This window comes from Terriglobales bacterium, from assembly GCA_035543055.1.
Taxonomy (GTDB): domain Bacteria; phylum Acidobacteriota; class Terriglobia; order Terriglobales; family Acidobacteriaceae; genus JAIQFD01.
In genome coordinates this window covers 15,272-27,814 of sequence record DATKKJ010000117.1, presented here as the reverse complement: position 1 = coordinate 27,814, position 12,543 = coordinate 15,272, and the positions used below count along the sequence as shown (strand labels likewise).

10 protein-coding genes are annotated in these 12,543 nt (G+C 64.6%); 9 read left to right on the top strand and 1 reads right to left on the bottom strand.

What is annotated here, in order from left to right; all coding sequences use genetic code 11:
• The 7 genes from argH to VMS96_08520 all read left to right on the top strand — a co-directional run.
• Positions 1 to 1,409: argininosuccinate lyase (gene argH, locus VMS96_08550; protein HVP43471.1), on the top strand; the 1,409-nt coding region annotated here is incomplete at its 5' end.
• A complete protein-coding gene (locus VMS96_08545; GenBank protein HVP43470.1) occupies positions 1,396 to 1,935 on the top strand; it encodes an N-acetyltransferase in 540 nt (179 codons plus the stop codon). The genes argH and VMS96_08545, both read left to right, overlap by 14 nt.
• Positions 1,935 to 3,128, top strand: a complete 1,194-nt coding sequence (gene argJ, locus VMS96_08540) for a bifunctional glutamate N-acetyltransferase/amino-acid acetyltransferase ArgJ (protein ID HVP43469.1) — start codon at positions 1,935 to 1,937, stop codon at positions 3,126 to 3,128. The genes VMS96_08545 and argJ overlap by 1 nt, the downstream gene beginning before the upstream one ends.
• Before the next feature lie 102 nt (positions 3,129 to 3,230).
• Positions 3,231 to 5,921 (top strand): PIG-L family deacetylase, encoded by a 2,691-nt coding sequence (locus VMS96_08535; protein HVP43468.1) that lies wholly within the window; start codon positions 3,231 to 3,233, stop codon positions 5,919 to 5,921.
• Entirely contained in the window at positions 5,918 to 7,393 is a 1,476-nt protein-coding gene (locus tag VMS96_08530; GenBank protein ID HVP43467.1) for an APC family permease, read from the top strand. Before VMS96_08535 ends, VMS96_08530 begins: the two co-directional genes overlap by 4 nt.
• 1 nt (position 7,394) lies before the next feature.
• The gene (locus VMS96_08525) at positions 7,395 to 8,672 is read left to right on the top strand and encodes an MFS transporter (protein ID HVP43466.1); all 1,278 of its coding nucleotides are present in this window, start codon (positions 7,395 to 7,397) and stop codon (positions 8,670 to 8,672) included.
• A 14-nt stretch (positions 8,673 to 8,686) separates the two neighbouring features.
• A complete protein-coding gene (locus VMS96_08520; protein HVP43465.1) occupies positions 8,687 to 9,268 on the top strand; it encodes a DinB family protein in 582 nt (193 codons plus the stop codon).
• A 61-nt stretch (positions 9,269 to 9,329) separates the two neighbouring features.
• On the opposite strand, the gene VMS96_08515 is transcribed toward VMS96_08520, so the two are convergent.
• Positions 9,330 to 9,812: a redoxin domain-containing protein gene (locus VMS96_08515; GenBank protein HVP43464.1), complete on the bottom strand. Its 483-nt coding sequence runs from the start codon at positions 9,810 to 9,812 to the stop codon at positions 9,330 to 9,332.
• Positions 9,813 to 10,084: 272 nt separating this feature from the next.
• On the opposite strand from VMS96_08515, the gene VMS96_08510 reads away from it, so the two are divergent.
• The gene (locus VMS96_08510) at positions 10,085 to 10,720 is read left to right on the top strand and encodes a TetR/AcrR family transcriptional regulator (protein ID HVP43463.1); all 636 of its coding nucleotides are present in this window, start codon (positions 10,085 to 10,087) and stop codon (positions 10,718 to 10,720) included.
• Complete coding sequence (locus VMS96_08505) at positions 10,710 to 12,500, top strand: long-chain fatty acid--CoA ligase (GenBank protein HVP43462.1); 1,791 nt, start codon at positions 10,710 to 10,712, stop codon at positions 12,498 to 12,500. The genes VMS96_08510 and VMS96_08505 overlap by 11 nt, the downstream gene beginning before the upstream one ends.
• Positions 12,501 to 12,543 lie beyond the last annotated feature (43 nt).

The following is a 12,543-nucleotide window of genomic DNA, read 5'->3' as shown; positions in this document are numbered from 1 at the left end:
CGCACGGAGGCCCTGAAATGAAGATGTGGTCCGGGCGCTTCCGCGGAGGCCCCGACCCCGAATTCGACGCCTGGCAGCGGTCGTTCCCTTTCGACCGCCGCCTTTTGCCGCAGGAGATCGCCGCCAGCAAGGCGCATGCCGGCGCACTGCATGCCGCAGGATTGCTGTCGAAAGCGGAACTCGACGCCACCTTGCGTGGTCTTGAACAGATCGAGCGGGAGGGTGCGTCGGCGGACGATCCGGCCATCGAGGATGTGCACCATTTCGTCGAGTCACGGCTGGCGGCGGTCGCCGGCGAGGTCGGGTACAAGCTGCACACCGGGCGCAGCCGCAACGAGCAGATCGCGACCGACCTGAGACTGTATGTCCGGAGCCAGGCGGATGGATTGCGGGAACTGCTGGCCGAACTCATTGCAGTGTTCGTGGAGCGGGTCCGGCAGGCGGGCGATGCCGCGATGCCGTCGTACACGCACCTGCAGCGAGCGGAACCGGTGCTGGTGTCCCATTGGCTGCTGGCGTACGCCGAGATGTTCCTCCGCGACCTAGACCGTCTGGGCGATTGCCGCGCGCGCCTGAACGAATGTGCGCTGGGTTCGGGAGCGGTCGCCGGCGCTATCCTCCCGCTCGACCGGCGTGCCATGGCGGTCGAACTTGGCTTCGATCGGACCACAGCGAATTCGATCGACGCGACTTCGGACCGCGACTTTGCCATCGAATTCGCGCAGGTGCTCTCGCTCGTGGCCATCCACCTGAGCCGCTGGGCTGAGGAGATGGTCCTGTTCTCCACCACCGAGTACGGATTCATCACACTGCCCGAGGCCTATTCCACAGGCAGCAGCGCCATGCCCCAGAAGAAGAACCCCGACGCCTGCGAATTGATTCGCGGCAAAACAGCGCGCATCATCGCCAGCGCGACCTCGCTGCTCATCGCTGCCAAGGGCTTGCCGCTGGCTTACAACAAGGACCTCCAGGAAACGCAGCAACCGGTGTTCGACAGCGCCGAGCAGTGCGCCGCCATGGTGAAGATCGCCACCGGATTCATGTCGTCCGTGACCTTCAACCTAGATCGCATGCGGGCGGCCGCAACCACGGGCTGCATGAACGCGATGGCGGCTGCCGGGCACCTGGTCAGGACCGGGGTCCCCTTCCGACGTGCTCATGAGCTCATCGGCCACGCGGTCCAGCTTTGCATCGAGAAGGGTTGCGAGCTTGAAGATCTGTCGGCCGAGCAGAGGAAGCAGTGCGGCATCGAGCTCACGCCGGAGCTGCGTGACAGCCTGACGCTGGAGTCTGTGCTTGGCTGCCACGATGTCGAGGGCGGCACCGCGCCGGCACGCGTCCGGCAGGCCCTGGCGCGCGCCCAGGAGCGGCTTGCGGCGGCGAAAGGAGCGGCGCATGTTGGTGCGTAGCGCGGTGCTCACCGACGCCTCGCAGATCGAGCGCCTGATCTCCGCCGAGGTCACCGGCTCCAGCCTGATCCCGCGCTCGCTGCCCGAGATCTGCGAGAACATCCGCGATTTCATGGTGGCCGAGGACAAAGGCCGGGTGGTCGGCTGCGGAGCCCTGCACCTCTACGGCTTGCACCTGGCGGAGATCCGCTCCATCACCATCCGCAAGACCTACCGCGGCAAAGGTGCCGGCCGGCTGCTGGTGGACGCTCTGCTGGCCGAGGCCGAGCACCATCGCGTCACCTGTATCTGCCTGTTCACCAAGATCCCGGAGTTCTTCGCCCGCCTCGGCTTTCGCATCGCCGAGCGCGAGAGCCTGCCCGACAAGGCCTACCGCGACTGCCAGTTCTGCCCCAAGCTCCATGCCTGCGACGAGATCGCAATGGTGCGCGGAGAGCTGCCGAACTTCGCCATTCTCGGCCCGAGCGACAAGGTTGAAGCTCCATCATTCCCGCAAGCTCGGAACGGCTTAAGGATCCTCAACTGATGTCTGACCTGCGAGTGCCTCGCGGGTTCGTCTTCTCCGCCGGATGCGCCGGCATCAAGGCCAGTGGGAAGCCAGACCTCGCTCTCGCTGAAGCCCCGCGAGGCGCCAACGCCGCCGCGCTCTTCACCCGTAATCGCGTCGTCGCCGCGCCGCTCATCGTCGGGCGCGAGCATCTGAAGAAGACCCGCGGACGCGTGCGCGCGGTGATCGTCAACAGCGGCAACGCAAACTGCGCTACCGGGGCCGGAGGGATGGCCGCCACCCGAGCCGTGTGCGGCCAGTTGGGAAAGGTGCTTCAGGCGGCGCCGGAATTCATCTTCCCTTCTTCCACCGGGATCATCGGCGTGCCCCTGCCGGTGGAGAAGATCCGCGCCGCACTGCCGCAGGTGGTCTCCGGGCTGGCGTCTTCCGGCGTCGCCCTGCAGCAATTCGAGCAGGCCATCATGACCACCGACACCCGCCCCAAGATCGCCAGTGCTACGTTCCGCGACGGCCGCGAAGCCGTGACCGTCACCGGCGTGGCCAAGGGCGCGGGCATGATCCACCCGAACATGGCGACCATGCTGGCCTACCTCTTCACCGACATCGACGCCGTCTCGGCGCAGCTTGGCGCTGCACTTGTCGAGGCCTGCGGTTCAAGCTTCAACTGCATCTCGGTGGATGGCGACACCTCGACCAACGACACCCTCCTGCTTCTGGCCAGCGGCGCCAGTGGCATCAAGCTGGACAGTCGGACTCGGAAGCGATTCGCCGAGGCTCTCAGCGACGTCTGCCAGTCGCTGGCAGAACAGATCGTGGCCGACGGCGAGGGCGTGAAGCACGTCATCCGGCTGTCGGTCGAGGGCGCCCGGACGGATGCTGAAGCTCACGCCATCGCCAACACGATCGCGACTTCGATGCTGGTGAAGACCGCGTGGGCCGGCGCCGACCCCAACTGGGGACGCATCCTCGCCGCCGTCGGCCGCTCCGGCATCGCCGTGGATCCGGCCAAGGTGGACATCTTCATTGGCCCCCACCAGGTCTGCCGCCAGGGCGCTAAGGGGGAGTTCAGCGAGGACTCCGCCCACAGCTACATGCTTCGGCCGCAGTACGACATCCGCGTGCGCGTGGGCGGCGGGCGGGGCCGGGTGCGACTGCTGACCTCGGACCTGACCTCCGAGTACGTCCACATCAACGCCGACTATTCGACGTAAGCGCGCCGAAATCCGCGTCGGCGCGTCAAATCCTTCAAAGCTGTTAACATCTTCGGGTTTCCAGACATGTGGGGAGGACGATTGCCCGGCCGAAGGCCCGCGTTGCTCATCGGAAATGTTGCTTTGTTCCTGACGCTTTCCTGCGCTTCCGCTCCCGCACAGCGCACCGAGCCCCTTCCCGTCGATACCGGCGCCAACGGCTTGAAGCAAGTCTTGCGCCAGCTCCAGACCACGGCGCGCCTGATGCACACCACCGCTCATCCCGACGACGAGGACGGCGGTATGCTCACGCTGGAGGCACGCGGCCGTGGCGTCGAAGCCTTGCTCCTCACCCTGACCCGCGGTGAAGGCGGACAGAACAAGACGGGCAGCAATCTGTTCGATGAGCTGGGGGTCCTGCGCACGCTCGAATTGCTGGAATCCGACCGTTACTACGGCGTGCAACAGCGCTTTACTCGAGTGGCGGATTTCGGATTCTCGAAAACGGCGGAAGAGACCTTCCAGAAGTGGCATGGCCACGACATCGCCCTGGGCGACATGGTGCGGGTCATCCGCACCTTCCGTCCCGACGTCATCGTCAGCCGCTTCCAGGGCGCCGACCGCGACGGCCACGGACACCACCAGGCCGCCGGCATTCTGAGCCGCGAAGCCTTCCGGGCGGCTGCCGATCCCAACCGCTTCCCCGAACAGATCCGCGAAGGCCTCCAACCGTGGCAGGTGAAGAAGCTTTACGTGGACAACATCCGGGCCGGCGAGGACTACACGGTGCGACTCGAGACCACGGTCAATGATCCGCTGCTGGACACGTCCTACGCCGCCTTCGCCATGCAGGGACTGAAGCACCAGCTCTCGCAGGGCGCAGGTTCCTGGAATCTTCCCAGCGGCCCGCGCTATGCCACCTACAAGCTGGTGGACTCGGTGCTGCCGCCGGCGACTGACAAGGACGGCCACGAATCCGACTTCTTCGCCGGCATCGACACCACGTTGCCGGGCCTGGCCGGACGAGTGAAGGCTGATTTCCTTCCTGACCTGAAGCAGAGCCTCGAAGCCATTGCGGGCAAGGTGAAGGAAGCGACCGCCGCAGTCGCGAAGAGCCCCTACGGCGCCGCCGAACCCTTGTTTGTCGGCTTGGAGCTCACGCGCAATCTCATCGCAGAGATTGAACACTCGCAGCTCACGGCACCTGAAAAGCGCGACTTGCTGACGGAACTTCAAACCAAGCAGGACCAATTTGAACGCGCGCTCGCCCTCGCCTTGGACCTGCAAGTCATTGCCGATCCTCGGCTGGCGCTAAGTAGCCTCGCCCCGCCGGGGTTCGAGGTACTTGCCGCCGGACAAACATTCCCTCTCTTGGTGAGTGTTCCGATCGACGAAGGAACCGGTCTCAAGGTCGACCACGTTCAGCCCCAACTGCCGACCGCGTGGAAATGGAGAGGAAGCGTAGATGTGTTTGGAGACCTATCCTCGTCTCGAGTGTTGGAAGGGGTTACCTCCTTCACCATCACGATTCCGCCGGATGCTGTGCTTTCACGGCCACATTTCCAACGCAACGATCCTGAGACCGACACCATCTACAGGGTCTCAGGTGACCCCGCTGCTGCCTTGCCGCCCGCTCCTGTCCGCGTTCGCGTGGATTACTCCTGGCGTGGGCACCACGCGACTTATCACGCCGTCGCAACTACCTTGGAACTTGCTGCGCCAGGCACGGTTGCGCAAAGACAAGTCCATCTTGCGGTCGGTGCGCCGATATCGGTTCTCCTCACGCCGTCTTCGTTACTTAGGCGAGCGGATACCTCGGGCGGATTTGAAGTCACGGTCAGCGCGACTTCTTACCGCTTCCCGCCATCCCCGACTGTCATCCGCCTAGAAGTGCCTCCCGGCTGGAAGGTCACGCCGAAGTCGCAGCCCGTAGCGTTCAAGAATTCTCTCGATTCAGCAACGGCAACATTCAAAGTGCAGCCTAACCGCCTTTCTGAGCAGCGCTACACGATCCGCGCCGTCGCCGAGTCCGGCGGCAAGACCTATGACGAGGGCTTCTCCATCGTCACTCGCGAGGACCTCGGTGTCTTCTACTACTACCAGCCAGCGCTGCAGAAGATCAGCGCGGTCAACGTCAATGTTCCGCCTGGGCTGAAGATCGGCTACCTGATGGGTGCCGGTGACGACATCCCCACCGCCCTCCAGCAACTCGGCCTCAACGTCCACCTCATCACCCCCGACGAACTCGCCAAGGGCGACCTGGCGCAGTTCGACACCATCGTGCTTGGCATCCGCGCCTACGATACCCGCAACGACCTGAAGCAGAACAATAAGCGCCTGCTCGATTACGTCCACAATGGCGGCACGCTGCTGGTGCAATACACCGCCGCGGTCCAGGACTTCAACTCCGGCGGCTTCACGCCCTATCCCGCGCAGGTCGGCCGCGAACGGGTTTCGGTGGAAGAGGCGCCGGTCCAGATGCTCGCGCCGGACGATCCCATCTTCCGCTACCCCAACCCGATCTCCGCGCGCGACTTCGACGGTTGGATCCAGGAGCGCGGCCTCTATTTCATGCACGAGTGGGACAAGGCCTACGAGCCGCTGGTCGCCTCCTCCGACCCCGGCGAAACCCTGCTCCAAGGCGGCCTGCTTCGCGCGCGTTACGGCAAGGGAACGTACCTCTACACCGGATATTCGTTCTTCCGGCAACTGCCCGCCGGGGTCCCCGGGGCCGTCCGCATGTTTGTGAATCTGCTGGCCGCCGGGCATGACGGATGGGCGGCTCAGCCGTCCAACCAGAGCCCGCGCCCATGACTGCCCGCGCCGCCGAACCCGTCCGCGCCGCGCCCGCCTTGGAGCGAGGCATCGGCGTGGGAGGCGCCACCGTGCTGAACATGATCGACATGATCGGGGTCGGGCCGTTCATCACCATCCCGCTGATCGTCAGCGCGGTCGGAGGCCCGCAGGCGATCTTCGGCTGGATCGCCGGCGCGCTGCTCGCCATCTGCGACGGCCTGGTATGGGCGGAACTGGGCGCCGCCATGCCCCGTTCCGGCGGCTCCTACCACTATCTCTCGGAGATCTACGGACCGCGCGGGCTGGGACGCCTACTGAGCTTCCTCTTCATCTGGCAGTTGAGCTTCAGCGCACCGCTCTCCATCGCCTCCGGATGCATCGGCCTGGCGCAGTACGCGAGTTACCTCTTCCAGCCGCTCGGCCGGGCACTGTGGTCTCGTACTTTTGCGTTGGACCTGCCTGTGCTCGGCACGCTGCGCGCTGACGTGCTCTTCTCTGGCGCCACCGTGGTCGCCATCGCCGCCTGTGTGCTGGCTGCACTCCTGCTCTACCGCCGCATCACCACCATCGGAGCCATCTCCAAGCTGCTGCTCGGCGGGGTGCTAGCCGCTATCGCCATCGTGGTCTGGACCGGTGCCACCCATTTCCGCTCCGCTCTGGCATTCGACTTCCCGGCCGGCGCCTTTACCCTAGGCCAGGGCTTCTTTCTTGGATACGGCGCAGCCCTTCTGGTCGCGACCTATGATTTCTGGGGTTACTACAACGTCTGCTTCATCGGCGACGAATTGAAGGACCCGGCGCGCACCATGCCCCGTGCCCTGCTCTACTCCATCCTGGGCGTCACCGCCATCTACCTGGTGATGAACATCAGCATCCTGGGCGTGGTGCCCTGGCGCGAACTGATCGCCAGCTCGCAGTCCGACGCGCGCTTCTACGTCATCTCGAGCATGGTCGAGCGCGTTTATGGTCACGGGGCTGCCGTGATGGTCACGCTGCTCATCATGTGGACGGCGTTTGCCTCGGTCTTCTCCCTGATGCTGGGCTACTCGCGCGTGCCCTATGCCGCGGCCCTCGATGGGAATTATTTCCGCGCCTTCGCCCGGGTGCATCCGACCAAGCACATTCCGCATGTTTCGCTGGCCTGGCTGGCGATCGCGGCTGGGGCGTTCTGCTTTCTGCGGCTGGCCGACGTCATCGCCGCGCTGGTGGTCATCCGCATCTCTCTCCAGTTCCTGTTGCAGACCGTGGGCGTGATCGTGCTCCGCATCCGGCGGCCGGAGATGCCACGTCCTTTTCGGATGTGGTTGTATCCGCTTCCCGCCCTGCTGGCGACCGCCGGATTCCTGTTTGTGCTGGTGTACCGGCCCGGTTTCCAGAAGGAACTTCGCTATGCGGCGCTCATCCTCATCGCCGGCGTCGTTCTCTTTTTCCTGCGCGGACGGCTGGAGGCGGGGATCCAGGCGCGTCCCAAGGCGGCCGCCCAGTCCTGACATGGCAGAGACCGGACACATCCCGAGCGTCGCCGTTCCCAGCCGCTGGTCCGGCTCGGCGGTAGCGCCTTTCACCGAGCCGCTCTTCCGCGGCATCTGGCTGGCCGCCGTCGTTTCTTACACCGGCACCTGGATGCAGAACGTCGGCGCCGCCTGGCTCATGACCACGATGACCATGTCTCCTTTGATGGTCGGGCTGGTGCAGGCGGCGATGAGCGTGCCGGTGTTCCTGGTGGTGCTGCCGGCCGGCGTGCTCGCCGACATGGTGGACCGCCGCAGACTTCTGCTCGCCACCCAGACCTGGATGACGCTGGTTGCGGCCGTACTCGGGGTGCTCACGCTCTTTCATTGGGTGACGCCCTGGACCCTGATACTGTTCACCGCGCTGCTGGGTTTTGGCGCAGTGATGAACGACCCGGCGTGGCAGGCGATCACTCCGGAGATCGTCTCCCGCGAAAACTTCGGCGCGGCGGTGGCGCTGAATTCCGCCGGATTCAACGTGGCGCGCGCCGTCGGCCCGGCCCTGGGAGGGGCCATCGTCGCCGCCGCCGGTTCCGGCTCCGCGTTCCTTCTGAACGCCGCCTCGTTCCTGGGCGTAATCTTCGTTCTTCACCAATGGAAGCGCGCGCCGCACGACAATCCTCACCCGGGGATGCCCTTCCGCGAGGCTATGGCGACCGGCATCCGGCATGCGCGGCAGTCGGCTGCGGTGCGCGCCGTCCTGCTGCGTACCGCAGTCTTCAGCTTCTTTGCCATTGCGGTATTCGCTCTGCTGCCCCTCATCGCCAGCCCGTACGGATCGGTCGGATACGGCCTGCTGCTGGGATGCTTCGGCTTGGGCGCCATCGCCGGGGCCACCGTCATGCCGGCCGTGCGCCGCAGGTTCTCTCTCGACGCGCAGATCGCGCTGTCCACCCTGGCCTTTGCCACCGTAACCTTCCTGCTCTCCGCCTGGCACATGTTCTGGTTGCTGGCGCTGGCCCTGTTCGCCGGAGGCGGGGCCTGGATCCAGATCCTGGCCACGCTCAACATGTCGGCCCAGACCTGCTCGCCCGCCTGGGTGCGGGCCCGTTCCATCTCGCTGTACTTATTGATCCTGCAAGGAGGCATGGCGGCTGGCAGCACGGTGTGGGGCGCGGTGGCCACCCATTACGGCATCGCTCGCGCTCTTCAGATGGCTGCCGCCGGCCTGCTGCTCGGCATCGCCAGCGTGCGTTATTACCGGCTTCACACCGGGGCCTCGCTGGAAGACATCAGTCGGACTCAAGTCAAAACCTAGTTCAGGAGGACGTCGTGAGAATCAGCCGCCTATTCTGCCTGGCCCTGCTGCTGCTTGCCGTTGTGGCCACGGCTCAAGACAAGCCGAAGTCGGAAGCCCCCAAGGCGCCGCCCTCGGTCACCCAGATCCTCGACCGCACGTTCAGCAACCTGGAGCGGGAGTTCGTGCCCGCGGTCGAAGCTATGCCCGACGACAAGTTCGGCTTTGCCCCCACCAACGGCGAATTCAAGGGCGTGCGCACCTTCCGCCAGCAGGCCATGCACGTGGCCGCCACCAACTACCAAGTCGCCGCCGCCATCCTGGGCGAGAAGCCGCCGGTGGAATATGGCAAGGGCGACAACGGGCCGGAGAACATCACGTCCAAGGCCGACGTGGTGAAGTTCGTCAAGGATTCGTTCGCCTACACCCACAAGGCGCTGGCCACGGTGAACGACAAGAACCTGAACGGTTGGATCAGGAACCCCTTTGGCGAAGGACAAGCGACCCGGATGGGCATGTCGATGGTCGTCACCTGGCACTCCTTCGACCATTACGGCCAGATGGTCGAGTACCTGCGGATGAACGGGATCATTCCGCCCGCCAGCCGGCAGCAATAAACACGGAGGCCGGGCGCCTCCGCCCGGCCCCTTTTTCTGTACTCTGGACTTGCGCTCTGGACTAGCTCTTCTTTCTGCGCTCGCAGATCTCGACCATCTTGGTGGGGTCCACCGCCTCGCTGTCCGCCTGCTCGGCGATGATCCTTCCATCCTTGTCGATGATGAAGGTGGCGCGCCGGGCGCTTTCCATCTTGGCGCCCTGGATGTCGTACATCTTCGCGAGGCCGTATTTCTTCGTCACCTCGCCGCCCCAATCGCCCAGCAGTGGAAAAGTGATGCCGTTCTGTTGCGCGAAATGGAAGTTGGCGAAGGGGCTATCCATGCTCACACCCAGCACCTGGGTGTCCGCGGCCTCCAGTTTCTTCAGGTTCTCCTGGAAGGCCTTCATCTCCTTGGTTCAACCCCCGGTGAAGGCGAAGACATAAAACGCCAGCGCGACGTTCTTCTTTCCCTTGAACTCGCTGAGTGAGACCTTCTTTAGCTCCTTGCCGTCAAAAGCGAGCAGCGTGAAGTCGGGCGCCTTGTCGCCGACCTTGAGCGACAGCGGCGGCGGGGCTTCCTTCTTTTCGGGCTTGTCGGACGGATCTTTATAGCCGGACAGCGACGTGAGCAGCACGACGGTCGCCGCCAGCACGAGAATCGTTCTTCGCATGGTTCTCCCTCACCCCTGAGGACGGCCAAGGGTATACGGAGGTTACGCCGTCGGTCAAATCCTTTGCCGGGAAACGAGGGCCGTCCCATTTCTTCTCCGCGCTTCTCTTCTGGTACATTGGAAATTCCTGACACTCACGCTGGGGTTGCAGGGCTCAGACACCAGTGCCAAAAAGGAACTCCACGGCTCGCTCCACCGCTGCCACCGCCCGCAATGGCGGCAAGTATCAGCGCATCCTCGATGCAGCCATTGAGGTGATCGCGCAGCACGGCTACGCCAGCTCGCGTGTGACCGACATCGCGTCCCGCGCCCGCGTGGCCGACGGCACCATCTACCTGTACTTCCAGAACAAGGAAGAATTGCTGATGGAGGCCATCAACAGCGCCTTCGCCGGCTTCCTCACCCGGGCCCGGTCCGAGCTCCAGCAGCTCCATGACCCCCGCGAGCGCCTCCGCCGACTGGCGTTTCTGCATCTCTCCATGCTGGGCGGCGACCGCGATCTCGCCGTCGTCTTCCAGACCGAGCTGCGCCACAGCGCCAAGTTCCTGGCGCAGTTCTCGACCCAACACTTGGTAGACTACTTCGAGCTCATCCGAAACGAGGTCCGCGAGGGTCAGCGCCTGGGGCTTTTCCGCCCCGAGCTCTCCGACAAGATCGCCGCCAATTGTTTCTTCGGCGCCCTGGACGAGATGGTCACGTCCTGGGTGCTCAGCCAGCACGATTACCCGCTCGGCGGCGCCACCGACGCGGTCGTAGACGTCATCCTGCAAGGACTGGAGAACCGAAAGAGTGGCAGTTAGTACCCTCAACGAAGTGTTTTACACGGGCATCGACCGCGATCTTCCCCGGGTCATGATGTTCAAGCAGACGGTGAAGTGGATCCCCATCTCCTCCCGCGAGCTCTATCGCGACGTGGTGGGCACGGCGAAATCCCTGGAGCGCTGGGGCATCCGCAAGGGCGACCGCGTCGCCATTCTCAGCGAGAACCGCCCGGAGTGGGCCATCGCCGACTACGGCACCATGCTGCTCGGCGGCGTCGTGGTGCCGGTGTACCCCACCCTGACTCCCGAGCAGACCGCCCACATCCTGCGCGATTCCGGCGCCCGCATCGCCTTCGTCTCCACCATCGAGCAGATGAAGAAGGTCGAGGCCATCAAGGACCAGACCCGCCTGGAGCAGATCGTGGTGATGGACTACGTGGGCGTGCCTAACGGCGTGCCCATGCACCGCCTGATGGTGAACCAGACCACGCAGCGCGACCCCGACTTCGACGCCCGCGCCCGGCAGATCAAGCCCGACGACCTGGCGACCATCATCTATACCTCCGGCACCACCGGAATGCCCAAGGGCGCCATGCTGACCCACGGCAACCTGGCGGCCAACATCAGCGTGTCCCTGGCCATGTACGACCTGGGCCCGCAGCATAGTTCCATCTCCTTCCTGCCGCTCTCCCACGTCACCGCCCGGCACCTCGACTACGTGCTGTTCTATTACGGCGTGACCCTGGCCTACTGCCCCGATTTCAACCAGCTTCCCCAGTTCTTGATGGAAGTGAAGCCCACCATGTTCGTCGCCGTGCCGCGGGTGTACGAGAAGATCGCGAACAAGGTCCGCCAGGAGACGTCCAGCGGCCTCAAGCGGCGCATCTTCGACTGGGCGCTCAAGGTCGGGCGGGCCCATCGCGACGAGATCGTGGCCGGCAAGACGCCGTCCTCCATGGCTTGGAAACTGGCCCATGCGCTGGTCTATTCGAAGATCCGCCAGGGGATGGGCGGCCAAGCCCAGTCGTTCATCTCCGGCGGCGCCCCGCTGGGCCGCGATCTCGCGGAGTGGTACGCCTACATGGGCATCCGCATCCTGGAAGGCTACGGCCTAACCGAGACTTCACCCGTCATCGCCGTCAACACGCCCGGCGCCTGCCGTCTGGGCACCGTCGGCAAACCCCTGCCCAACGTGGAAGTGACGATCGCGGACGACGGCGAAATCCTGGTCAAGGGCCCCTCCGTTTTCAGCGGCTACTGGAACATGCCCGAGGAGACCAGGAACGCCTTCGCTGATGGCTGGTTCAAGACCGGCGACATCGGCCTGCTGGATGCCGACGGCTACCTGGTCATCACCGACCGCAAGAAGGACTTGCTGAAAACCTCCGGTGGGAAATTCATCGCGCCGCAGCCCATCGAGGTCGCGCTCAAGATGAACCCGCTGGTCGGCCATGCGGTCGTGCTCGGCGACCGCCGCAAGTTCGCTTCGGTGGTGATCTCGCCCAATTTCCCCATGCTCGAGGACTGGGCGCAGGCCAACGGCATCGCCTATACCACGCGCGAGCAGCTCATCGCTGACCCGCGCACGCGCAAGCTCTACGACGGAGTGCTGGGCGAACTGAACAGCAAGCTGGCCCAGTACGAGACCCTCAAGAAGGTCCTGCTGGTGCCCGACGACTTCAGCGTCCAGACCGGGGAGCTGACCGCCTCCATGAAGCTCAAGCGGCGGGTCATCGAAGAAAAATACAAGACACAGATCGACGCGCTCTACGCCGCGGAGCCGGAGCCGCTGACCTCGGAACCGGTCACGGTGGTGTAGCGCCCGACGCAAGTGTCATCCCGAACGGCTTCAGCCGTGAGGG

Bases quoted from the DNA above. Each gene is read 5' to 3' on its own strand.
- VMS96_08530 (HVP43467.1), top strand. From the start codon at position 5,918: ATGACTGCCCGCGCCGCCGAACCCGTCCGCGCCGCGCCCGCCTTGGAG.
- VMS96_08545 (HVP43470.1), top strand. From the start codon at position 1,396: ATGTTGGTGCGTAGCGCGGTGCTCACCGACGCCTCGCAGATCGAGCGC.
- argJ (HVP43469.1), top strand. From the start codon at position 1,935: ATGTCTGACCTGCGAGTGCCTCGCGGGTTCGTCTTCTCCGCCGGATGC.
- VMS96_08525 (HVP43466.1), top strand. From the start codon at position 7,395: ATGGCAGAGACCGGACACATCCCGAGCGTCGCCGTTCCCAGCCGCTGG.